The organism is Eggerthella sp. BIOML-A4 (genome assembly GCF_009875575.1).
Taxonomy (GTDB): Bacteria; Actinomycetota; Coriobacteriia; order Coriobacteriales; family Eggerthellaceae; genus Eggerthella; species Eggerthella lenta.
The window spans coordinates 133073-154596 of the sequence record NZ_WWRX01000003.1 but is presented as its reverse complement, the minus strand read 5'-3'; the positions used below and the strand labels follow the sequence as shown (position 1 = coordinate 154596).

Genomic DNA, 21524 nt, shown 5'->3' with positions numbered 1-21524 from the left:
AGGACGATGGGCATCCAGGAGACGTTGAAAGCGCTGTCCGACCCAGTGAGGAGGGATATCCTCGAGCACCTCAAGCACGAACGCATGCCGGCCGGCGACATCGCCGACTTGTTCGACATCTCCGCACCCGCTGTGTCGCGGCACCTTTCGGTGCTCAAGAACGCCGGCCTCGTGCGCGACTACCGCGAGGGCAAGTACATCTTCTACGAGTTGAAGGCGACCGTGCTGGAAGAGACGCTGCTTTGGATCGCGAATTTGAAGGAGCAGGCAGAATGAAGAACATCCGTAAGGTTATCTACGCTCTGATCGTCCTCAACCTCGTCGTGGACGCGGCGTTTCTCGTGCTCGCGCCCGACCAGGTCGCCGTGCATTTCGGCGCGAGCGGCGAGGCGGACCGCATCGGAAGCAAGTACGAGCATCTATGGTTTCCCGCGCTGGCGCTCGCGTTCGGCCTGGGGCTTCCGTTCATCGCGAAGCGAAGCGACGCGCACGACGGCGACAAGCTCTTGAAGGCCGATGTCGTGCTCTTGGCCCTGATGGCGGTGTTCTCGCTGTTCGTATTCGCGGACGGGCTCTCCAGCAGCGGCTCGCCGTTCGCAGCACTCGACCTCAACGTGGGAAGAGGCGCCGCCCTCGTCGCGGGCATCGCCTTCGTCATCTGCGGCAACATCATGCCGAAATCCGATCGAAACGAAGCCTTCGGCCTTCGCACGCCCTGGAGCCTGAGCAACGACGAGGTGTGGCGCAAATCGCAGCGTTTCGGCGGGTACGCGATGATCGCCTCGGGCGTGCTGACCGTCGTAGCCGGGCTCGCACTGCCCATGAACCTGGTCATGCCCGCCATGGTGGCCATCCTCTTGGCGGCAGCCGGCGCGAGCATCGTCGCCTCGTACGTGTACTACCGAAAGCACTACGACTTCGCTGAGTGACTCTCTTCGGTCGCCTGCGCGCCGTCTTGCCGGACGTTCGGCTTCTCCCCTGTCACCAGGAAAATCATCGCGATCATGAGCGCGCACCCCGCCAGGTCGGCGCCGGTGAACGCGGTGCCTAGCCACAGCGTGGCGAACAGCGTGGCGCTGACCGGCTCGACAGCGCCCAGCAGGCTTCCCTGCACCGACCCCACCACCGACACGCCGTGTAGGTACAGCGCGAACGCCGCGAACGTGCCCACTAGCACGAACGCTGCGAACACGGCCGCGCCTGCAGCATCGAGCGCCGGCAGCGCGAGCGGCTCGCCAAGCGCCACGCCGCCGAAGTACACCGCTGCGGCCACGATACCGCCGATGAACATGCCGATGCCCGTGACCGCGAAGCTTCCCCAACGGGCGAACAGCTTCTTCGGATACATGATGTAGAACGCCACCGACAGCCCGTTCGCGATACCCCACGCTAGGCCCATGGGCGGCAGGTACAGCGCGCTGGGGTCACCTTGCGTGGCGATGAGCCAGGTGGCGATGACGGCGGCCGCAAGCCCAGTCACCTCGCGCCCCCGCGGCATCCGTCGAGTGAGCACGCAGGTGAACAGCATGACGAAGGCGATGCCGGTGGTTTGCAGCACGGTTGCGGTGCCCGCGTTCGTGTAGCCGATCACGATGGTGTACGTGATCTGGCACAGGAACAGCCCCACGCCGCCGAACACGGCCAGCTGACCGAGCGTGCGCCGGTCGCCCAGCATAGCCGCAAGCTGCGCGCGGTTGCGCACGAGCAGCACTAGGAGGAACACCGCCCCGGCACCCAGCATGCGCACGGCCGTGATGAACGAGGGCGTTATGTCGTAGTTCGCCAGCAGGAACTGGGCGCACGCGCCTGAGAAGCCCCACAGCCCCGCGCCCACGAGCGCGCACACGACGCCCTTCAGATGCCGCCGCCGAAACACCGCCGCGCCCTCAGCGATCCCTTCCCTCATTTCGCCAGCTCTTCTAGGAACTCGGCTACGGGGGCCAGGAGGTTGTCGCCTTCGTCCAGCTTGAAGTAGCGCAGCGGCAGCGACAGCTTGCGCTTGTCGGCCAGGTAGCGCCCGCCGGCGCGGCGCAGGCCCGTCATCTTGTCGCGGGGCACGTCGACGGGCTCCACCACCAGCTTGCCCGCCGTCACCGACACGGTCTTGATATGGTGCTCGTTGGCGTAGGCCTTGATGCGCGCTTTCTCCAACAGGTTCTTCGCCGCCTGCGGCATGTCGGGGCGCTTGTCGGCCAAGTCGGCACGCACGTCCTCCACGGCCTGCTCGGTGGCGGCCGAGGCTATCCTGCGATACCACAGCACGCGTTCGTCGGCGTCCGGCACGTACTCTTCGGGCAGGTAGGTGTGCCCCGGCACGTTCACCGTGATATCGCTGAGCGCGGGCGGCAGCGCGTCCATGGCCTTGAGGTCGCCTTCGCGCGTGGCGCTCACGGCCTGGTTCAGCATCTGCGCGAACAGGTCGAAGCCCACTGCGGACATGTTGCCCGACTGCTCGGCGCCCAGCAGGCTGCCCGCGCCGCGGATCTCCAAATCGCGCATGGCGATGCGCATGCCGCTGCCGAGGTCGGTGTGCTCGTTCAGCGCGGTCAGGCGCGCGGCCGCCTCCTCGGTGAGCTCCATGTGCTCGGGGAACATGAAGTAGGCGTACGCCTGCGTGCACGAGCGGCCCACGCGGCCCTTCAGCTGGTACATCTGCGCCAATCCGTAGCGCTGCGAGTCCTCGATGATGAGCGTGTTCGTGTGCGGGTTGTCGATGCCGCTCTCGATGATGGTGGTGGCCACCAGCACGTCCAGCTCGCCGGCGCTGAAGTCCTCCATCACGCGCTCCAGCTGCTCCTTCGACATCTGCCCGTGCGCCACGCCCACGCGCGCCTCGCCCGCGGCCGCGGTGACGCGCCGCACCGCCTCCTCCATGGAGCGCACGCGGTTCGACACGTAGTACACCTGGCCGCCGCGCGCCAGCTCGCGCCTGATAGCGCCGCTCACCACGTCGGGATCCCACTCGCCCACGTGCACTTCCACGGGACGGCGCTCGTCGGGCGGCGTGAGGATGAGGCTCATGTCGCGCACGCCCGACAGCGACATCTGCATGGTGCGAGGGATGGGCGTGGCCGACAGCGTGAGCACGTCGATGGACTCGCGCAGGTTCTTCATCTGCTCCTTGTGGCCCACGCCGAAGCGCTGCTCCTCGTCGATGATGACCAGCCCCAGATCGTGAGGGTTCACATCGCGCGACAGCAAACGGTGCGTGCCCACCAGCACGTCCACGTCACCTTCCTGGAAGCCCTTGAGGGCGGCGGCCTGCTGCGCGGGCGTGCGGAAGCGCGAGAGCACCTCCACGCGCACGCCGAACGGCTCGCAGCGCTCCTTGAAGTTGGTGTAGTGCTGCTGCGCGAGGATGGTGGTGGGGCACAGCACCATCACCTGCTTGGAGTCCTGCGTCGCCTTGAACGCGGCGCGCAGGGCCACCTCGGTCTTGCCGAAGCCCACGTCGCCGCAGACGAGGCGGTCCATGGGCTTCGCCGACTGCATGTCGGCCTTCACGTCCGCGATGGCGGCCAGCTGGTCGGGCGTCTCCTGGTAGGGGAACGCCTCCTCCATCTCGCGTTGGGCCGCGGTGTCGGGCCCGAAGCGATAGCCTTGCACGGACGCGCGGCGCGCGTACACGTCCACCAGGTCGAACGCCAGCTTCTTCGTGGCCTTGCGCGCCTTGGCCAGCGCTCGCGACCAGTCGGCCGTGTTCAGGCGCGTGAGGCGCGGGCTCGCGCCCTCCGGCCCCACGTAGCGCGTCACGCGGTCGAGCTGCTCCACCGGCACGTACAGCTTGTCGCCCTCGGAGTACTCCAGCAGCAAGTAGTCGCGCGCGGTGCCGTCCACGTCGCGGCGGACCAGCTCCTTGAAGTAGGCCACGCCGTGCGCGGCGTGCACCACGTAGTCGCCCGGCTGGTAGGGGAAGGTGATCTCGGTGATGTCCACGTGGCGCGACGGCCGCGACGAGGACGCCCCCTGCGTGTCCGCCAGGCTCACGATGGCCAGCTTCGCCTTCGGGATGATCATGCCCAGGGGGACGTCCACGTCCACCACGTTCACCACGCCCCGCCGCAGACGGCGCTTGGCGATACCTTCCAGTTCGTCGGCGTCCTCTTCCGCGTCCAGCGTCTCTTGGATCGGCAGACCGTGGTCGACGAAAGCCAGCTTCATGTCCTGGCGCGCACGGAAGTTCGACGCGCTGAACACCACCGTGTAGTCGGTGTCCACGAGGCTGCGCAGCCGACCGAACAGCTTGTCGGGATGCCCCGCCACCTCCACGCGCTTCACCGGCAGCTCGTCGTCCACGTGCCCGCCCACGCGCATGATGGACACGTAGGTTGCGCGCTGCCCCTCGCCGAAGCTCACGGAGCCGGGCTCGGCGTACAGCCCGTCCACGGGGATGCTCGACCCCTTCGCGCGTCCCGCCGCGTCGTCGTAGGCGTGGCTCATGTCGTCGAACAGCGAGCGCGGCTCCAAAAGCACGCTCAGCGCGCCGGGGCGCACGTAATCGCCCAACGTGGACGTGGTCGCGTACAGGTACGGCAGCAGCATGTCGGAACCGTCGAAGCGCAGGCCGCCGTCCAGCTTCTCCAGCACGTCGCGCAGCACGGGGTTCGTCGCGGCCGGTCGCTCCAGCTTCTGGCGCGCGCGGGCGAGCCCCCGCTTGGAGCACGAGAACTCCACCACGGGGTAGATGCTCACATCCGGCAGCGCCTGGATGGTCTGCCCGGTGGTGGGCACGATGCGGCGGATCTCCTCCAGCTCGTCGCCGAAGAAGTCCAGCCGCACCGGGTACACGAGGTTGCCGGGGAACACGTCGATCGTGCCGCCGCGCACGGCGAAGGTGCCGGGGCCGTCCAGCTCGCCGGTGTTCCGGTAGCCGCGCTCCTCCAGCGCATGGGCAAAGTCCTCGAACTCCGTGACGCTCGCCGCCTGGGCGCCGGGCATGGCCGCCAGCTCGCGGCCCACCGAAAGCGCCACCGGCACGTGCACGTCGGAGCCCGCCGGCGGCAGCGCGCGCACGAGCGCGCGGGCGCTGGCCACCACCACGACCTCGCGGCCGCTGGCCAGCGCGTGCACGGCCTCCATGCGCCGTGCAACCTGCGCAGGGTCGCTGGGCTTCGGCACGAAGGGGTAGTCGCTGCGCTCGGGAAAGCGCATGACGCGCTCGTCGCCCAGGTAGGCCGCCAGGCTGCGCGAGAACGCCACGGCCGCGTCCTCGCCCGCCACCACGACGAGCGTCGGCTGCGGCTTGTGCGCGAACCGCGCCGCCACGAGGAACGGACGCGCCGACGAGGCCACGCCCAGCGTGCCGTCCTCGCCCGCGTCCAGCTTGCCCCAGAACGCGTCGAGGCAGCCCGATTTCTCCAGGGTGAACGTCAATGAATCGATGAGCATGGCGCGTCCTCTTCCGTATGCGAACAGCACGAAAAGCCGCGATCGGCGGCTTTATGCAAGGTTTCTGGTCGCCGTCTGCGCGCACGCGCGGACGGCGCTGCCGATTCTACCATCCGATAAGCTCTCGCGCGACGCCCGACAGCGCACCATGAAGGAGAAACCACAAGGGGACGGGGAACCGCCAGCGCTCAGCAGAACAATCGCGCTTCCTGGGCGCTACGCTCCAGATAATCGGTGTACTTGAGCAAAACCTGCGAGCGGTTCTCTATCCCCAGCTTCTTGTAAATGCTGTGGTTGTGCGCCTTCACCGTGCCCGCCGCGATGTACAGCTTGTTGCAGATGCCCTGGTTCGTCTCGCCCTCCATGAGCAGCTTCACGATCTCGCCCTCGCGGCCGCTCAGACCGTAAGCGTCGAGGAAACGCCGGAACGACATGTCGACGTTCGGCAGGTACGGCTGTTCCACCGTGTGCAGCAGCGTCCACGCGATATAGACGGCGCATCCGACGTAGATCGCCCAGCACGTTTCCACCAGAAGGTCGCGGTTCTCCCAGAACAGGACGGCCTCCACCCCCAGCACGCGACATGCCGCGTCGACCACGTGCAGCACCACCAGCGAGACGACCACCGCCTTCGGCCAAACGCCGTCCATCTTGGGAATCAGCCGCAGGAACACCCACGCGTACAGAAGGGGGTACACCGTGCCGAACACCGAGTAAGGCACGACGGGCGCGACGCCGAGCGCCGTCGCGACGGCGCAAGCCGCGCCGAGCACGACCATCGATCGCTTCGACGGCATATCATCGTAAAAGCAACCGCTGATCATGCGGATGATGAAGGGGTAGCAGGCTATGAACAGGGCTTCCGCAGCCTGGTAGAACGTCGCGAACAGAGGATCGGGATGGCCTAGCGCCGTGAACACTTCTTTCATGAAATAAGTTCCGTTATCCACGAACGAGCAGGCGAACAGGATCATGAGCCACCACGCCAGACGGCTGGACCGCGAACGGTGCAGCCAGAAGAACACGACCGCAAGAACAACGTACGTCGCCGCAAGGAGCATGTTGTACAGGAATACCGGATACGTCATCGGAACCACCCTCCGTCATTCGCGCTGGCGAAGACTCCCCTAAGCTCGCCAGGGTACGGCTCCGCCGCTCGAAGCGCAATACCAACCCGGGGTTATTTCGGGTATAGGAGCCGTTCGCCTCGTATAAACGCAAATAGGACTTCCGGACAGGGCGAATCCGCCTGTATACCTGCGTCAGGAAGCGGCTGGAACGCGGTCGACACGACCCGCCGCACGAGGAAGGGAGCAGCACGCCATGGACACGAACCAACCATCGAACACGTTGTCCCGCAGGAAGTTCGTCAAAATCGGCGCGACGGGAGCGGCCACGCTCTTCATCTTGCCGGCGCTTTCGGGCTGCGGAAGCGAAAACAGCGAAGCGCAAACGGACGAGGCGGAGGGAGGCGCCGGCGCCCAGCAGAAAACGGCCACCCTCGCGTTTCGCGGCGGCACGATCCAAACCATGACGTCCGAGAACGACGTCGCCGAAGCCTTGGCCGTCGACGGCAACGAGATCGTCTACGTCGGCGACGAGGCGGGGCTCGAGGCCTTCGCGGGAAGCGGCACGAAGGTGATCGACCTCGAAGGCGGCATGGTGGTGCCCGGCTTCATGGACGGCCACATCCACGCCCCGGGAGACTGGGTCACCAAGCTCTACGACATATACCTCGGCGACGCGACCACCGTCGACGAGTACGTGAAGATCATCTCCGACTTCGTCGCGGCGCATCCCGAACGCGAGGCGTACACGGGCAACCCGTTCATGGTGAACGCGTTCCAGCTGGAGGACGGCAGCAACCCCGGGCCGAACAAGAAGCTGCTCGACGAGATCTGCCCCGACAAGCCCATCCTGCTTTTGGACGTCTCGCACCACTCCGCCTGGGTCAACAGCAAGGCGCTCGAGATGGCGAACATCACGCGCGACACGCCCGACCCGCTCGGCGGCATCATCACCAGAGACGAGAACGGAGAACCCACCGGATACCTCATCGACGGCGCCGCCACCGAAGTGTCCGCCCTCGTCGTGTCCGAGCACACCGACGAAGAGTACGAGCAGGCCATCGCGAAGTACCAGGAGGACGCGTCGCGCTTCGGCCTGACCGGCATCACGAACCTCTCCGCCGTGGACGCGCGCTTCTTCTCCGAGCTGGAAAAGGCCGGCGAACTCAACCTGCGCATGAGGATCCTGCCCACCATCATCCCCGGCACCGATCCGAGCGAAGCGGTCAAAACGGTGAAGGGCCTTGCACGCTACGACAGCGAGATGATATCCACCGGCACCGCGAAGATGTTCTCTGACGGCGTCACCGAAGGCGGCAGCGCCGTCATGCTGGAACCGTACAACGAAGCCGCCGGCAAGGGATCGGACTGGTACGGCGAATCCGAATGGGATCAGCAGGAGTTCGACGCCATGGTGGCCGCCCTCGACAAGGCGGGCGTGCAGGTGCACGTCCACGCCATCGGCGACGGCGCCGTCCGCAACACGCTGAACGCCTTCGAGAACGCGATCAAGGAGAACGGCGAGCGCGCCGACCGCCGCTACACCATGACCCATGTGTGCGCCGTGGCCGACGAGGACATCAAGAGGATCGCCGACCTCGGGGTCATCAGCGCGCTGCAGTTCCTGTGGATGTACCGCGACCCGCTGTGCGAGCTCGAGATCGCCTACATCGGAGAAGAGCGCGCGATGGCCATGTACCCGGTCAAGAACATGCTGGAAGCCGGCTGCATCGTGAGCGGCGCCAGCGACGGCCCGGTCACCCCGTTCGCGCCCCTGGAGGAGATCGAGGTCGCCGTCACGCGCAACAGCCCCTATCCCGGCGAAGAGGACACCGATATGCATCGCTGGCCCGAGCAAGCCATCACGCCGTACCAGGCCCTGGAAGCCTACACGAAGAACGTCGCGTTCGAGAACTTCATGGAGGACCTCGTGGGAACCATCGAGGTCGGGAAGAAGGCCGACCTCGCGGTGCTCGACCAGAACATCCTGACCTGCGACCCGAAGAAGATCTCCGACAGCACCGTGCGCTACACGATCTCCGACGGCCGCATCGTGCACGAGGGCTAGCCCCACGACGCCGACGGCAAGAGCGGTACCAGCAATCGGACGGCGAACGGCAATCGCGGCGCGCATCCGCCGTTCGCCGTCCTCGAAAGCGGGACACGGACGAAGAACTTCATTATACTGGGAGGAGTTTCGCTAAAACCGCATCCCGAGGAGATCCTATGCCACGCGAGACCATGACCGCCAAACGCCAGCGCGCCCTCGCGGTGGCGGAGCGCATGAACGAGCATTACCCCGCCGCCGAGTGCGCGCTGCACTACTGGGGCGACCCGTTCCGCTTGACCATCGCCGTGCTGCTGAGCGCCCAAACCACCGACAAAGGCGTGAACAAGGTCACGCCCGCGCTGTGGGAGCGCTACCCCACGCCCGCGGACCTCGCAGCGGCCGACGTCCGCGACGTTGAAGGCATCATCCGCACCATCGGCTTCTTCCATACGAAGGCGGCGAACGTCATCAAGTGCGCTCAGATGGTAGTGGCCGACTACGGCGGCGAGATCCCGCGCGACATAGACGAGCTGCAGAAGCTGCCGGGCGTGGGGCGCAAGACGGCGAACGTCGTGCTCAACGAGGCGTTCGGCATCGTGGAAGGCATCGCGGTGGACACGCACGTGTTCCGCATCGCGCATCGGTTGAAGTTCGCCGGCCCCTCGGCCGACACGCCAGCGAAGACCGAGGCCGCCCTGCTCAAGCTGTACCCGCGCGAATACTGGGGTCCCATCAACCACCAATGGGTGCTGTTCGGCCGCGAAACGTGCATCGCCCGCAACCCGAAGTGCGCGACATGTTTCCTCTGCGACCTCTGCCCCAGCTGCGGGAAGGCGTAAGAAGAAAAAACTTGGATTAGAGTTCGCTCCAAGAAGCAGTACGGAAGCGTGCTGCATGCGAACGCGAAGGACTATCGCGAGAGGGGTTTGTATGCGCTACCGCGAACTGGGCAGGACGGGGCTCGAAGTCAGCGAGATCGGCTTCGGAGCCGAATGGATGGAAAAGAAATCGGCCGCCGAGGTGCGCGCCGTGGTCGAGCGCTGCGAGGAGGCGGGCATCAACATCCTCGACTGCTGGATGGCGGGACCCGAGGTGCGCAGCAACCTCGGAGCTGCGCTGGCCGGCACGCGCGACCGCTGGATCATCCAGGGCCACATCGGCTCCACCTGGCAAGACGGCCAGTACGTGCGCACGCGCGACATGGATCTCGTGCGTCCCGCGTTCGAGGACCTGCTCGCGCGCCTCGGCACCGACCACGTGGAGCTGGGCATGATCCACTACGTCGACGACGTCGACGAGTACGAGGGCATCATGGCCGGGGAGTTCATCGAATACGTGCGCGCGCTCAAAGCCGCCGGCGTCATCGGGCATATCGGGCTGTCCACCCACGCGCCCGAGGTGGCGAAGAGAGCCGCGCTGTCCGGCGAGATCGAGGCCGTCATGTTCAGCGTGAACCCCGCCTTCGACCTCCTGCCGGCCACGGCCAGCCTCGACGACGCGTTCACCTTCGCCTACGACGACGCGCTCGAGGGCATGGATCCCGCCCGCGCCGAGCTGTACGCGCTGTGCGAACGCGAGGGCGTGGGGCTCACGGTGATGAAGGGGTATGCCGGCGGACGCCTGTTCAGCACCGAGGCGTCTCCGTTCGGCGTGGCGATGACGCCCGTGCAGTGCATCCATTACGCGCTCACCCGCCCCGCTGCGGCCAGCATCCTGGCAGGCTTCGACGAGCCGGCGCACGTCGACGATGCCGTGGCCTACGAAACGGCGGCCGAAGCGCAGAAGGACTACGCGAGCGTGCTGGCGGGAGCGCCGAAGCACGCCTACTTCGGCCAGTGCACCTACTGCGGCCACTGCGCGCCCTGCACGGCCGGAATCGATATCGCCGCCGTCAACAAGTTCTACGACCTGGCTGTCATGCAGGACGAGATGCCCGCCTCGATCCGCGAGCACTACCGAGCACTTAACGCGACCGCCGACGATTGCACGGCCTGCGCCGCCTGCGAGCCGCGCTGCCCCTTCGGCGTGCCGATAGCCGAGCGCATGGAGAAGGCGGCCGCGCTGTTCGCATAACGCGTCGGCGCTGCCGCGCTGCCGCAGAGGCCGCGGCCCGCGGGAGCGCGCTGCCGCCCGAAGCGGACGCTTTCTCCGCAGAATCGGCCGTTCCGAGCGGCAGCGCGTCAGCCGCTACCCGTAGCTGGTCGGAGCCGGGCTCCCGTTCCCACGAGCGCCGCTTCGGCGTTTGTGCGCAAATCGCACCCCATGACAAATTCCGAGCGCGCTTCCGCCTGGGGGATTGCGTGATCGCCTCCATAAGCCCAGATGGCGGAAAACCCTGCGGTTCCGACGACACGAATTCGGACGGCCAAATTGGCATGGGAGGCATGTTGCGTCCAAACCGGGCATTCCTTCGCAACCAAGACGAGCGTGTCGGCTCGTCGAGCTCCGTCACGAACGGCGGTCGATCGCACCGAAGGAGCACGTCTCCCGGCACAGCCCGCAGCGCAGGCAATGCTCCTGGACGATGGCATACGGCGGCCCCTCCTCGATGCAGGCTTCGGGACACGCGTCGGCGCAAGCGCCGCATTCCTGGCAGCGGTCCGTGATGACGAACCCTTCGACGGCTGCGCGCAGCGATCCCAAGGCGAACGGCACGCGCACGATGGGCTTGCCGCTGAGATCGAAGTACTCGCCTTGCGCATCCTGCAGGTAGAACGGTTCCAGCACGTAGCGGGAATCGCCCGGGTACAGCTCGCGCATGGAGGGGTTCAGCTCGAAGATGCGGTCGATCAGGCGATGCCGTTCGGCCTCGTCGTCGGGACGCTCCACCGCCCCGCGCAGCCGGCAGGTGCGGAAATCCTGCGACTGCCCCACGATGGCCACGTAGCGCGTGCGCATGATGTCGGCGCAGAACGCCTTGCCGCGGGCGGCCACGAAGTACAGACGCCCGTCCTCCACCATCATCACGTCGATGACGCGCACCGCGGGCAGGCCCTCCTCGTCCACCGTGGCGAACGCCGCATCGCGCACCTCGCGCAGAAACAGCAGGCAGTACGCCGCATCGATGTCCTCGAGCTCAAGCGCCTCGTCCATGTCCGTCCTCCTTTTTCAAAGCGTGTTCGAAATTGTCGCGCACGGTGCCCAGGACCCTGCGCGCCGTTTCCATATCCGTAGGGTCGATGCCGAGCCCCTGCACCACGCTCAGCTCCTTCGACACCGCTTCGAACTCCCCGCGCAGCCCACGACCCCGCTCGGTCAGCGACACGATGGTGGCGCGACGATCCTCCACGCCTTTCTCGGTGCGTACGTATCCAGCGGCGGCGAGCTTCTTCACGAGCGCCGTCACCGTGGACGGATCGCGCCCGATGGCGCGCGCCAGCTCCTGCATGGGTTGCTCGCCGCAGGCGAACAACTGCATGAGGATGTCGCCGTGCGACGGCGCAATGCCGTCGAGGCCGCGTTCCTTCAGCTTGATCGCAATGAAGCGGTTCGCCTGTGCGAGCGTTCTCGACAGCTGGTTCACCAGATCGTCCATCCGCACCCCTTTCCTTCCGTCGATGCGAGCATTATACTTGGATATCAAAGTATTTCGCAAGGAAGGAGCCGAACCGTGGCCTGCGATCCCGCCGAGCTGCCCGCCTGCCCCGTCGAAACCACCGCCCAGCTCATCGGCAGCAAATGGCGGCTGCTCATCATGCGCGATCTACTGGACGGCACGAAGCGCTTCGGCGAGCTGAAGCGCTCGCTCGGCTCCATCTCGCAGAAGGTGCTTACCAGCAACCTGCGCGAGATGGAGGAGCGCGGCCTGGTCGAGCGCCGGGTCTACCCCGAAGTGCCGCCCCGCGTGGAGTACTCTCTCACGGAGGCGGGCGCCAGCCTGCGACCCGTCATCGACGCCATGCGGACATGGGGCGTCGATTACCAGCAACGCGCAGCGCAGACGCGAAAATAGCCTAGGCGAAGAAGAACCCGCTCGTCATCTCGAGGTAGTTGTCGCCCGCGTACCCCGGATTGCGCTTGCGAACGGCTTCCTTGAACTCCTCGGCCGATGCGCATACCGCCGCGACGTCCTTGAGTTCGCGCAGATAGTCGATCTTCGCCTGCACGTCCTTGAGGTCCTCGGGCGTGTAATGCGAGGTCAGGACAAGGTCGAATCCTCGATCGAGGTAACCTTCCAGCTGGGCGATCAGCGCGTCTGCATGTCCTGCGCCCGCCACGATGGAGTGGCAGTCGTGCCCCAGCATGTGCGTGTACGCGACGTTGAGGTCGGGCAGCTCGAGGTCGAAAGCCTCCGCGTTGCGTACGATGCGCAGGTGCACGCCCGCAAGCTCGAACTCGTCACTTTCGATGACGTTCGTCACCGTGGCGATGGAAGCGTCGAACGCTTCGCCGAAAGCTTCGGCGAAGCCGTCGATGAGCGCCCGGCCGCCGCCGACATGACCGTACGCGTCAGCCTCCTTCGTAGCGTATACCGGCGTGCCGCCCAGGAAACTAGCCCCAGCCATGTGGTAGGCGGCCACGATGCCTTCGATTGCGATGCCGAGCCGCGCTACGTACTCCTCAAGCGCGCGTATGCTGTCGAAAAAGCACGGGTACTCGATGACGAAGCCCCGTCCATCCTTCTCGACCACGAACACCTCGTCGTCGATCGGGTCGCCCGTGCGGTACGCGTGCAGCTTCACGTTTCCGAAATCGTACACGTCCACCAACCCGGTCTCTAGCTCCACCTGCGTGCATGCGGTTTTCTCCACGTCTTGCTCCTTTGCTTCGCGCGACTTTCCTGCCGCTTCCGTTTCAAACAAGAAGAACGATACCCGTAGCGCAGCACAACCGAAAGTAGGCACAATATCGTGCCCTAGGCACCTCGCGGTAACGAAGAGCTTCGCCGCTCGCCGAGGCGGGATGCGCGCACGCTTCCCGCGAAGTGGTACAATGAAAGCGCTGATTCTGCGACGTCACCGCGACGCGACTGAACCGCGCCTACCGTTCCCACCCATCATCGGAGGTTGCCATGTACGCATGCGGAGATACGGTCGTCTACCGTCATCATGTCTGCGAAGTTGCCGCCCTGCGCGAGAACTACTTCGAAGGCAAGGACTACCTCGAGCTGCGCGCGCTGTTCGAGAACTCGCTCAAGCTGTTCGTTGCCGTGGACGAGGCCACGCCCGACAACCTGCGCCCGGTCATGTCGAAACGCAAGGCGCTCGCCCTGATAGACTCCATCGTGGACGCCGACACCATCGACGAGAACGCCCTCAAGCCCGACGCGCCCACGCCCACCCTGCTGGAGCGCCGCATGAAGGAAGAATACGACAAGCGCCTCAGGACGTTCGCGCCCGAGGATCTGATTCCCATCATGAAGTCCGTCCACGAGCGCAGCGTGCGGCGCGTCGATTCGGGCCGCCGCATCACCGCCACGGACAAGAAGTACTTCGACCTGGCGGAAGGCCTGCTGTGCGACGAGCTTGCGGTGTCGCTGGCCGTCCCGCGCGAGAACGTGAAGGACGTGCTCGTCGAACGCGTGAAGCAAGCCGAGGCGCTCCGGCGTTGACGGGCTGCCAGAGGCCCCCGCTACGCCGGGAGACGCGACTCTACGGAGCGTTCATTGCGCCGGCCGCGGCGCGCGCGTATCGTGAACGCCGTCCGAAAAACCAGGGAGGAACGCCATGGACGCCAGAAACACCGGCACGCTCATCCGCGCGCTTCGCGAGGAGCGCGGGCTCACCCAGCGCCAGCTCGCCGACGCGCTCGGCGTCACCGACAAGGCCGTGTCCAAGTGGGAGCGCGGAGGCGGCTGCCCCGACGTCGAGCTTTTGCCCGGCCTGTCCGAACGCTTGGGAACTCCCGTGGAAACGCTGCTCGACGGCCGCCTGGCCGTCGATGCCCGAACGGGAGGAACCATGAAACGCACCGCATTCCGCGTCTGCCCCGCCTGCGGCAACGTGATCGTCACCACCGGCGACGCCGAAGTGTCCTGCTGCGGCAGGAAGCTGCCCCCGCTCGTCGCCTTGCCAGCCGACGAGGCGCACGCCGTGCACGTCGAGCCGATCGAGGGCGACTGGTACGTCACCTTCGACCACGAGATGAACAAGCAGCACCACCTCGGCTTCGTCGCCGTCGTGGGCTTCGACCGCATGGCCGTCGAAAAACTCTACCCCGAGCAGGGCGCCGAAGCGCGCCTGCCCCGCCTCGCCGGCGCGAAGCTCTACACGTACTGCACGGCCCACGGCCTCATGCGGCACGAACCCGCGCGCCGCTAGCGCGCGGGACGCATCACCACCGCGCATGCCGTCTGCACGAGGCCGATCACCAGGTAGATCACCGAGACCGGATTCGGCAGGTACACGAGCTCGAACACGCACCAGACGATGAGCAGCGCGCCGGCCAGCAGCGCCCACGAACGCGCGCGCCCATCGCTGCGCGCGAACAGCACAGCGGCCACGAGGTTTGCCACCCCGTTCACGAGCGCAAGGGCAAGCCCCGGCCAGAACAGATCGGCCGTCATATACGCAGGCAGCGGCATCCGCTGAATCAAGGGCACCATGAGGTCGAAGAAGCCGAAGAGCTCGCCGAACGCGGGCGGCAGGATGCCCGCAGCGCCCGCCATCATGAAGCCGCCGCACACCACCGCGCACACCCCGTTGAACACGCAGATGACGCGCACGATGCGGCGCGCCGCGTTCATGCGCGCTCCGCGCTTCCCGCCGGCACCGCGGCGGCGTCAAGCGCGCGGACGCGCGCCGCGACCGGCGCGATGGCGGCGCGGTCGGTGCCGTCGAAGCCGCCGCGCATGCCCTCGAGCATCTCGGCGGTGCGCGGGTCGGCGGCGGCGTTTTTCTCCTGCATCTTGAAGAACAGCTTCATGGCCAGCTTGTCCGGCAAGCCCAGGCGCTCGTAGGCGAACCCGCCGCGCAGGTAGAAGCGCTCCACGTCGTCGAACTCCGGCGACGGCAGCTCCTTGGCAAGCGCCTCTTCCACCATGTCGGTCCATTCCACGGGCGTCGCGCCCACTGCGAACACGACGAACCGCGTCTGCAGATGCTTCTCACGGGCGCGCGCAAGCCACTTCTTGCCCGCGAGCCCTCCCGCATGAAGCCATCCGCCCAGCACCACCACGTCGAAACCGCTTGCGTCGAACCGCGGCTCGTCGCCGAGCGACACCGCCTGGCACCCCAGCTCCTCCGCAAGCCACTCCGCGTAGCGCTTCGTGAACCCCGTCTGCGACGAATACACAACCACCGTGCTCATGCCCGCTCCCCTCCTCGAATGCCCCGCCCCGCCGCCGTATGCGCCCGCGCGAACCGCTCGACGTGGGCGGCGAGCCGCGGTTCGGCTTCCTCCCATGTCAGACCCGCATGCATGAGCATGAACGGGACGCCCTGCAGTTCGACGGCCATCTGCGCGGCGTCGTCGCGGACGAACTCGCCCGTCGCCATGAGATGCTCGAAGATGGTGCGCTGCAGCGCCATGGGCTGCTCGACGAACACGAGGCGGTAGACGCGCCCCGCCTCCTCGCTCTCGAACTGGCTGATCACCAGCAAATGGCGCAGGCGCACCATGTACGGATCCTCGAAGAAGTAGCGAAACGACGGCAGCACCATCTCGTGTATGCGCTCGGCGTTCATCTCCTCGTACGGCGTCGCGTCGTCGGAGACGTCGAACAGGATGCTGCGCTCTCCGAAGAACCGACGCGTCCGCTCCAGCGCATCGCGCACGATGGCGTCGAATATGGCCTGCTTGCCGGAAAAATGGTTGTACAGCGACGCGTCCTTGATGCCGACGGCCGCCGCGATGTCGCGCACCGACACCGCATGGAAGCCGCGCGATGCGAACAACGCGAACGCCTCCTCGACGATGCGTTCCTTCGTGTCCTTCCCCCGCATGGTCTCTCCTCTACAAAACTAGCGACTGCTAGTATATTAACTAACAATCGCTAGTTTTTCAAGGGATGACGCTCATTCCCTTTGTCATCCTGAGCGGAGCGCCGCAGGCGCTCAGTCGAAGGATCCCGCGTGGCGACAGCCGTAACGCTAACAGCTAACGCCGCACGGTACCCTTCGCGTTCCCGCTTCGCGGTGCCTCCCTGCGCTCGCTTCGCGTGCTCGGGAGTTCGACAGTACACCGGACTGTCGAATGCTTGCGCTCGCTCAGGATGACGGGGGAGTTGCCTCCCTACTCCTTCTGGAACTCCTCCAACATCTCGGCGAGCACTTCTACATGGGAGCGGCGAGAGCGCGTGGCGGTTCCCACCAGCGCCACGGACTCGCAGTCCCCGTAACGGTCGAAGAACTGCGGCACGGCCTCACGCTCGCGCATGTCCTCGCGGTAGGCATCGGCGTAGGCGTCCCACCCGATGTTGCCGTGGATATAGCGCTCCATCATGGTGGGCGCCGGGGCGAACAGCTTGTCGTGCACATAACGGGCATGGACGAGCTCCTCGACGAAATAGGCCAGGTCGTCACGCTTCGTGAAGCCGGCCAGCTGGTTCGTGTTCTTCAGCCTCGTGTCCACCACGAGGTCGACCTTCCAGTCGACGAGGCGCTTGAAGAACTCTTCTGCCGAAGTCTCGTAAGCGCTGATGGTGTGGATGTGCATGAGCGGATGCTCCTTCGCGTCAATCGTTTCCTCCGGTACGTTACCCCAAGTTATGCCGGCGCGCGGGCGCAACGGTGCACTGTGGACAAAACGAGAAGCCTTCGTCATTGCGCCGCCATCCGGCACATTTTCCCATCGATGAAAATCTTCCCCTCTTCGATAAGCATTTACGCTCGAAAACGCACCGATTGCGTTTACAATACAGAAGGCATGCTCAACGGATCATTGAAACGGAGCGCACTTCTTGGACACGAAAGAAGCGCTGAAGTCGTTCGAGCTCGACGCGCGACTGTTCTACGACGCTATAGCGTTCAGCACGGACGACTACCTGTACATCATCGACATGCAACGCGATATCGCGCTCGTCTCCGACAACATGCGCGACGACTTCGACCTGCCGGACAGCCTCGTTCCCGGCCTCATCCCTCTCTGGAGAGAACTCATCGTCGAACGCGATCGGAAGCGCTTCGATGATTCGATCGACAGCATGCTCTCAGGGGAAACCGACTGCCACGATCTCGAATACCAGGTGAAGAACGCCCTGGGAGAAAGTATCTGGGTGATGTGTCGCGGACTTCTGAAGCGCGACGAGAACGGCCAGCCGACGATGTTCGCCGGCGTGGTCACCTGTCTGGAGCGCAAGGGTAAAATCGACTCGGTCACCGGGCTGTTCACGCACGACGAATGCACGAACCTCATCGATCGGCTCATCGCCTGCGAATCGCAGGGCGGCGTCATGCTGTTGGGGCTCGATGACTTTTCTCGCATCAACCTGCTGAACGGCCACGCTTTCGGAAACACCGTGCTCAGAATGTTCGCCCAGTCCACCCAACGCCTCATCCCCGAAGGAGCGTCCATGTTCCGCCTCGATGGCGACGTGTTCGCTATCGTGATGGACGGCGCCGGCTGCGCCGCCATGGAAGAGCTCTACCACGCCATCCACGTGGTTGCGAACCGCCAACACACCATCGACGACTTGAGCTTCTTCTGCATGGTGTCGGCCGGCATCGCGATGATCGGCCAAGACGCCCAGAGCGCCCAGGATCTGCTGCGCAACGCGGAGAACGCGTTGGAAGAGAGCAAACAGCGCGGCAAGAACACTTCCACGTTCTTCTCGTCCGCGACGATCGCGACGAAGCTTCGCCGCCTGGAGATCAGCGACTACATGCAGTCTTCCGTCCTCGACGATATGAAGAACTTCGAGCTGTACTACCAGCCGCTCGTATGCGCGGAAACCATGGACATCGCCGGAGCGGAAGCGCTTTTACGTTGGAGTTCCAAGGAGCACGGCCAGCTCTCGCCGGTGGAGTTCATTCCCGTGCTGGAGTCGTACGGGCTCATCGGCCAGGTGGGCCGCTGGGTGCTGGAGCAGTCGTTCACGCAGTGCAAGCGCTGGTCGGAAACGCATCCCGGCTTCATCATGGACGTGAACATCTCCTACCTGCAGCTGCTCGACGCCGACTTCGTGCCGTTCGTGGAGCAGCTCGTCGAGCGCACCGGGGTCGACCCGGCGTCCATCGTGCTGGAGATGACCGAGAGCTACTTCGTCACCGACATGGACGCGCTGCGCGCCACGTTCGACCGTCTGCGCTCCATCGGCATCCGCATCGCCATGGACGATTTCGGCACCGGTTACTCGTCGCTTGGCCTGCTGGCCCAGTCGCCCGCCGACATCGTGAAGATCGACCGCCTGTTCATCAAGGACATCCACCGGGAAGCGTTCAACCGCGCGTTCATAGACGCGGTCATCGAGCTGTGCCATAGCGTGGGCATCGAGGTGACGGTCGAAGGGGTGGAAGAACCCACCGAGCTCGACGCCGTGCGCGCCATCGGCGCCGACAGCATCCAGGGTTTCTTCGTCTCGTGCCCCATTCCGGCGCATAGCTTCGAGGAACGGTTCATCACGCCGCAGACGGCCTCTTAGTCCCGCGTCTTCCAGCGCATCAGATCGATCTAGGCCCGCGCTCGCAAAGGCGAGCCCAGGCGCGCAAGCTCCCCTGCCACCGTCTCGACCAACAGGGGCAGCGCCGCATCCACTTTCGGAGTCAGCCCCACGGTGACCACGGCAGGCGATGGGTTCTCCACCTGCATTCCCAGGCACAGGCCCTCGGCTTCGTAGCCTAAAAGCGCAGCGGCGTCGAACAGGTCGACCAGCTTGAGATCGTGCAGCGACGCTGTTGCCCCCGAATGGCGCGCCATGGCATCGGGCTCGAAGCGAAACACCGTGCCAGGATCGGCATCGGTGCCGTCAACTGCATCCACCGTGATGATAACGTCGTACTCGCGCACGCGCTCGATCATGTTGAGCGAGAGGCAACCCAAATCGAACAGCTCCACGTTGTCGGGAATATCGTATCGCGTCAGCAGCTCCTCGTACACGGCAGGGCCTACGCCGTCGTCGAGCATAAGCTTGTTGCCAACGCAGAACACCGCGATGCGCCGGGCAGCACCCACCTTACGCCCCCACCGTCGGGCGGATGACCAAGTTGTAGTACGTCGCCGCCGCGATCATCGCGATCCCTGCGATCACGCTCGCTATCGTCCAGATGCGCTCGCGCTTGAGGTACGTCTCCTTGTCCTGACCGAGGCTCGCCGCGCGATGCGCCGCGAAGGGCTGGCCCAGGATGGCGAACACCACCGTGCCCACCGTCAGCGTGAGCAATACGATCAACGCGATGCCTATTGCCAGCGGCGTGCGCTCGGTGAATGCCGCATAGAACGTGTTGTCGGCGAACAGCCAGATGGGATAGAACAGGATAGCGGCCCACATGCCGTGCGCGGGGCCCCAGATAGGCGGCAGGAACAGCGCGCCGATGTTGAGCCGGGGAATACCCTCGAGGAACTTCTCTTCGCGAGCGATCTGTTCGTCGGTCAATTCAGTCACAATTCGTTATCCCTTTCGTACCTTCGTCGATTGTCTGCCATTATAGACGAGGAAGTCCCGCACATGAGGGGGCTTTAGCCGAGCGGAAGGAGACGTCATGAAGCTGCTGGCAATCGCAGGGTCCCTGCGCGAGAACAGCTATAACCGGCAACTGGCCGAAGCGGCCGGAGCCCTGATGCGCGAGAAGCACCCGGAGGTCGGATACGGCATTCTCCGCTGGGAAGACGTGCCGTTCATGAACCAGGATATCGAGCATCCCGCCCCCGAAGCGGTGACGCGCGTGCGCGAGGCCGTTCGCGAAACAGACGGCTTGTGGCTGTTCAGCCCCGAGTACAACCACGCGATCCCCGGACCGCTGAAGAACCTCCTGGACTGGCTGTCGCGCCCCGTAAGCGCCACCGAAGCGCAGGTGCTGGCGGAGAAGCCCGTCGCGCTGGCCGGCGCGAGCATCGGCATGAGCGGCGCCTCGCATGCTCAAGATCAGCTCGTGGGCATGCTGAGCTTCCTCGACGCGCACGTGATGAACAAGCCGCGCCTGTGCATCCCCCATATCGCCACGCAGGCCGACGAGCAGGGGCGCCTCAAGCTGGAATCCTCGGCACCCTACCTCGAAGCCCAAGCCGACGCCTTCGTCAGGTTCGTCGAGCGCGAACAGGGCTAGCGAGGACCTCCCTCATCTTGAGCGCGTGTCGAGGGGACGGGGGATTTGACACACGAAGTCCCCTGGTGCGTCAAATCCCCCGTCCCCTCCACACACCCCTGGCACGCGATTCCCCGCCCCACTCCGGACGTGAAAGGACCCGGTTTCCCGGGTCCTTTCGTCAGTGCCGAAGCTGGAAGCTTACGCCTTTTCGCCGTGCTTGAGGTCGTCCTCGCCCACGATGGTGTGCTTCTCGGGGTCGTACACCAGACCGCCGTGCTCTTTCCAGAAGAACATGAGCAGCGTCGGAGAGATGCCCTCGATGTTCGCCAGGTAGATATGGATGAGCATGAAGCAGATGAAGATGTACATCATGAAGTAGTGGATGATGCGCATCGACATGAGGCCGCCCACCAGATCAGTGCCTGCCGCAAAGAACGCCCAGTTCATCGTCGGAGCCCACAGGGCGAGACCCGTGTAGAACATCACGATGATGAGGATGGGGATGGCCAGGTAGCTGATCTTCTGAGGCACGCCGAGCTTGGCGCCCAGCGGGTGATCCTTCTTGAAGAACAGATAGTAGCGAATCCACGCGCCCAGCTGGTGACGGTTGTCAGCCTGCGGCAGCCACGTCTTGTAGTCCGTGACCTGGTAGCGGGTGCCGCCATCCGGCGCGGACTTCACGAAGAAAGCCATGATCACGCGGACGATGCAGTTGATGAACAGCACGAAGCCCAGGAACACATGAACTCCGCGGGCTATGCCCATGAAGCCGCCCCAGAACGGGAAGTGGATGCTGAAGCCCGTGATGATCAGGAGGATCATCGCAACAAGGTTGATCCAGTGCGTGATGACGAAGGGCATCGGATGCGCTTCGCGGTAATGTGCCAAGTGCGCCAT

23 protein-coding genes are annotated in these 21524 nt (G+C 65.2%); 10 read left to right on the top strand and 13 right to left on the bottom strand.

The annotated features are described in order from the left end of the window. Positions 1 to 6 precede the first annotated feature (6 nt). A complete protein-coding gene (locus GT613_RS03690) occupies positions 7 to 276 on the top strand; it encodes an autorepressor SdpR family transcription factor (RefSeq protein WP_009608321.1) in 270 nt (89 codons plus the stop codon). Beyond that, entirely contained in the window at positions 273 to 929 is a 657-nt protein-coding gene (locus GT613_RS03685) for an SdpI family protein (protein WP_009304580.1), read from the top strand. Before GT613_RS03690 ends, GT613_RS03685 begins: the two co-directional genes overlap by 4 nt. Here the strand turns inward: GT613_RS03685 and GT613_RS03680 are convergent. The 3 genes from GT613_RS03680 to GT613_RS03670 all read right to left on the bottom strand — a co-directional run bounded on the left by GT613_RS03680 (position 911) and on the right by GT613_RS03670 (position 6476). Further along, positions 911 to 1906, bottom strand: coding sequence for a DMT family transporter (locus GT613_RS03680; RefSeq protein ID WP_009608339.1), 996 nt, complete (start codon positions 1904 to 1906; stop codon positions 911 to 913). The genes GT613_RS03685 and GT613_RS03680 overlap by 19 nt on opposite strands. After that, positions 1903 to 5388, bottom strand: coding sequence for a transcription-repair coupling factor (gene mfd, locus GT613_RS03675; protein ID WP_161172505.1), 3486 nt, complete (start codon positions 5386 to 5388; stop codon positions 1903 to 1905). The genes GT613_RS03680 and mfd overlap by 4 nt, the downstream gene beginning before the upstream one ends. A 188-nt stretch (positions 5389 to 5576) precedes the next feature. Then, positions 5577 to 6476 carry a helix-turn-helix transcriptional regulator gene (locus GT613_RS03670; RefSeq protein ID WP_114516286.1) on the bottom strand — a complete coding sequence of 300 codons (900 nt, stop codon included), beginning with the start codon at positions 6474 to 6476 and terminating at the stop codon, positions 5577 to 5579. Positions 6477 to 6711: 235 nt separating this feature from the next. On the opposite strand from GT613_RS03670, the gene GT613_RS03665 reads away from it, so the two are divergent. The 3 genes from GT613_RS03665 (at position 6712) to GT613_RS03655 (ending at position 10578) form a co-directional block, all read left to right on the top strand. Continuing rightward, complete coding sequence (locus tag GT613_RS03665) at positions 6712 to 8523, top strand: amidohydrolase (protein WP_021410817.1); 1812 nt, start codon at positions 6712 to 6714, stop codon at positions 8521 to 8523. A 158-nt stretch (positions 8524 to 8681) separates the two neighbouring features. After that, complete coding sequence (gene nth, locus GT613_RS03660) at positions 8682 to 9344, top strand: endonuclease III (protein ID WP_009304585.1); 663 nt, start codon at positions 8682 to 8684, stop codon at positions 9342 to 9344. A 91-nt stretch (positions 9345 to 9435) separates the two neighbouring features. Continuing rightward, positions 9436 to 10578: an aldo/keto reductase gene (locus GT613_RS03655; protein WP_021410822.1), complete on the top strand. Its 1143-nt coding sequence runs from the start codon at positions 9436 to 9438 to the stop codon at positions 10576 to 10578. A gap of 375 nt (positions 10579 to 10953) precedes the next feature. Here GT613_RS03655 and GT613_RS03650 read toward each other — a convergent pair whose 3' ends face one another. Beyond that, the gene (locus GT613_RS03650) at positions 10954 to 11598 is read right to left on the bottom strand and encodes a 4Fe-4S binding protein (RefSeq protein ID WP_009608355.1); all 645 of its coding nucleotides are present in this window, start codon (positions 11596 to 11598) and stop codon (positions 10954 to 10956) included. Continuing rightward, entirely contained in the window at positions 11582 to 12040 is a 459-nt protein-coding gene (locus GT613_RS03645; RefSeq protein ID WP_009608305.1) for a MarR family winged helix-turn-helix transcriptional regulator, read from the bottom strand. Before GT613_RS03645 ends, GT613_RS03650 begins: the two co-directional genes overlap by 17 nt. Positions 12041 to 12115: 75 nt before the next feature. Between GT613_RS03645 and GT613_RS03640 the strand changes: the two genes are divergently transcribed. Continuing rightward, entirely contained in the window at positions 12116 to 12457 is a 342-nt protein-coding gene (locus GT613_RS03640; protein WP_009608388.1) for a helix-turn-helix domain-containing protein, read from the top strand. A gap of 1 nt (position 12458) precedes the next feature. On the opposite strand, the gene GT613_RS03635 is transcribed toward GT613_RS03640, so the two are convergent. Beyond that, positions 12459 to 13256 (bottom strand): hypothetical protein, encoded by a 798-nt coding sequence (locus GT613_RS03635; RefSeq protein ID WP_009608335.1) that lies wholly within the window; start codon positions 13254 to 13256, stop codon positions 12459 to 12461. 260 nt (positions 13257 to 13516) lie between these two features. Here GT613_RS03635 and GT613_RS03630 point away from each other — a divergent pair, with 260 nt between their 5' ends. Then, positions 13517 to 14056 carry a CarD family transcriptional regulator gene (locus tag GT613_RS03630; RefSeq protein ID WP_009608338.1) on the top strand — a complete coding sequence of 180 codons (540 nt, stop codon included), beginning with the start codon at positions 13517 to 13519 and terminating at the stop codon, positions 14054 to 14056. 115 nt (positions 14057 to 14171) lie between these two features. Further along, positions 14172 to 14765 carry a helix-turn-helix domain-containing protein gene (locus tag GT613_RS03625; protein WP_009608369.1) on the top strand — a complete coding sequence of 198 codons (594 nt, stop codon included), beginning with the start codon at positions 14172 to 14174 and terminating at the stop codon, positions 14763 to 14765. Here GT613_RS03625 and GT613_RS03620 read toward each other — a convergent pair. The 4 genes from GT613_RS03620 to GT613_RS03605 form a co-directional block, all read right to left on the bottom strand. Continuing rightward, on the bottom strand, positions 14762 to 15190 hold the full coding sequence (locus tag GT613_RS03620) for a hypothetical protein (RefSeq protein ID WP_009608308.1): 429 nt from the start codon (positions 15188 to 15190) through the stop codon (positions 14762 to 14764). The two genes, GT613_RS03625 and GT613_RS03620, sit on opposite strands and share 4 nt — an antisense overlap. Next, positions 15187 to 15753 carry a flavodoxin domain-containing protein gene (locus GT613_RS03615; RefSeq protein WP_009608303.1) on the bottom strand — a complete coding sequence of 189 codons (567 nt, stop codon included), beginning with the start codon at positions 15751 to 15753 and terminating at the stop codon, positions 15187 to 15189. Before GT613_RS03615 ends, GT613_RS03620 begins: the two co-directional genes overlap by 4 nt. Next, positions 15750 to 16388, bottom strand: coding sequence for a TetR/AcrR family transcriptional regulator (locus GT613_RS03610; RefSeq protein WP_009608292.1), 639 nt, complete (start codon positions 16386 to 16388; stop codon positions 15750 to 15752). The genes GT613_RS03615 and GT613_RS03610 overlap by 4 nt, the downstream gene beginning before the upstream one ends. A gap of 289 nt (positions 16389 to 16677) precedes the next feature. Next, positions 16678 to 17100: a DUF488 domain-containing protein gene (locus GT613_RS03605; protein WP_009304592.1), complete on the bottom strand. Its 423-nt coding sequence runs from the start codon at positions 17098 to 17100 to the stop codon at positions 16678 to 16680. Between the two features lie 244 nt (positions 17101 to 17344). Between GT613_RS03605 and GT613_RS03600 the strand changes: the two genes are divergently transcribed. After that, complete coding sequence (locus tag GT613_RS03600; RefSeq protein ID WP_009608295.1) at positions 17345 to 19024, top strand: bifunctional diguanylate cyclase/phosphodiesterase; 1680 nt, start codon at positions 17345 to 17347, stop codon at positions 19022 to 19024. 29 nt (positions 19025 to 19053) lie between these two features. Here GT613_RS03600 and GT613_RS03595 read toward each other — a convergent pair whose 3' ends face one another. Continuing rightward, the gene (locus GT613_RS03595) at positions 19054 to 19554 is read right to left on the bottom strand and encodes a hydrogenase maturation protease (protein WP_009304594.1); all 501 of its coding nucleotides are present in this window, start codon (positions 19552 to 19554) and stop codon (positions 19054 to 19056) included. A 1-nt stretch (position 19555) separates the two neighbouring features. After that, positions 19556 to 19984, bottom strand: coding sequence for a hypothetical protein (locus GT613_RS03590; RefSeq protein ID WP_009304595.1), 429 nt, complete (start codon positions 19982 to 19984; stop codon positions 19556 to 19558). A 97-nt stretch (positions 19985 to 20081) separates the two neighbouring features. Here GT613_RS03590 and GT613_RS03585 point away from each other — a divergent pair, with 97 nt between their 5' ends. Then, complete coding sequence (locus GT613_RS03585; protein ID WP_009608368.1) at positions 20082 to 20645, top strand: NADPH-dependent FMN reductase; 564 nt, start codon at positions 20082 to 20084, stop codon at positions 20643 to 20645. Between the two features lie 180 nt (positions 20646 to 20825). On the opposite strand, the gene GT613_RS03580 is transcribed toward GT613_RS03585, so the two are convergent. Next, complete coding sequence (locus GT613_RS03580; protein WP_009304597.1) at positions 20826 to 21524, bottom strand: cytochrome b/b6 domain-containing protein; 699 nt, start codon at positions 21522 to 21524, stop codon at positions 20826 to 20828.

What these genes read in the sequence shown, in the direction of transcription:
- GT613_RS03690 (WP_009608321.1), top strand. Translation starts at nt 7, where the DNA reads ATGGGCATCCAGGAGACGTTGAAAGCGCTGTCCGACCCAGTGAGGAGG.
- GT613_RS03685 (WP_009304580.1), top strand. Translation starts at nt 273, where the DNA reads ATGAAGAACATCCGTAAGGTTATCTACGCTCTGATCGTCCTCAACCTC.
- GT613_RS03680 (WP_009608339.1), bottom strand. Translation starts at nt 1,906, where the DNA reads ATGAGGGAAGGGATCGCTGAGGGCGCGGCGGTGTTTCGGCGGCGGCAT.
- mfd (WP_161172505.1), bottom strand. Translation starts at nt 5,388, where the DNA reads ATGCTCATCGATTCATTGACGTTCACCCTGGAGAAATCGGGCTGCCTC.
- GT613_RS03670 (WP_114516286.1), bottom strand. Translation starts at nt 6,476, where the DNA reads ATGACGTATCCGGTATTCCTGTACAACATGCTCCTTGCGGCGACGTAC.
- GT613_RS03665 (WP_021410817.1), top strand. Translation starts at nt 6,712, where the DNA reads ATGGACACGAACCAACCATCGAACACGTTGTCCCGCAGGAAGTTCGTC.
- nth (WP_009304585.1), top strand. Translation starts at nt 8,682, where the DNA reads ATGCCACGCGAGACCATGACCGCCAAACGCCAGCGCGCCCTCGCGGTG.
- GT613_RS03655 (WP_021410822.1), top strand. Translation starts at nt 9,436, where the DNA reads ATGCGCTACCGCGAACTGGGCAGGACGGGGCTCGAAGTCAGCGAGATC.
- GT613_RS03650 (WP_009608355.1), bottom strand. Translation starts at nt 11,598, where the DNA reads ATGGACGAGGCGCTTGAGCTCGAGGACATCGATGCGGCGTACTGCCTG.
- GT613_RS03645 (WP_009608305.1), bottom strand. Translation starts at nt 12,040, where the DNA reads ATGGACGATCTGGTGAACCAGCTGTCGAGAACGCTCGCACAGGCGAAC.
- GT613_RS03630 (WP_009608338.1), top strand. Translation starts at nt 13,517, where the DNA reads ATGTACGCATGCGGAGATACGGTCGTCTACCGTCATCATGTCTGCGAA.
- GT613_RS03625 (WP_009608369.1), top strand. Translation starts at nt 14,172, where the DNA reads ATGGACGCCAGAAACACCGGCACGCTCATCCGCGCGCTTCGCGAGGAG.
- GT613_RS03620 (WP_009608308.1), bottom strand. Translation starts at nt 15,190, where the DNA reads ATGAACGCGGCGCGCCGCATCGTGCGCGTCATCTGCGTGTTCAACGGG.
- GT613_RS03615 (WP_009608303.1), bottom strand. Translation starts at nt 15,753, where the DNA reads ATGAGCACGGTGGTTGTGTATTCGTCGCAGACGGGGTTCACGAAGCGC.
- GT613_RS03610 (WP_009608292.1), bottom strand. Translation starts at nt 16,388, where the DNA reads ATGCGGGGGAAGGACACGAAGGAACGCATCGTCGAGGAGGCGTTCGCG.
- GT613_RS03605 (WP_009304592.1), bottom strand. Translation starts at nt 17,100, where the DNA reads ATGCACATCCACACCATCAGCGCTTACGAGACTTCGGCAGAAGAGTTC.
- GT613_RS03585 (WP_009608368.1), top strand. Translation starts at nt 20,082, where the DNA reads ATGAAGCTGCTGGCAATCGCAGGGTCCCTGCGCGAGAACAGCTATAAC.
- GT613_RS03580 (WP_009304597.1), bottom strand. Translation starts at nt 21,524, where the DNA reads ATGGCGCACTTGGCACATTACCGCGAAGCGCATCCGATGCCCTTCGTC.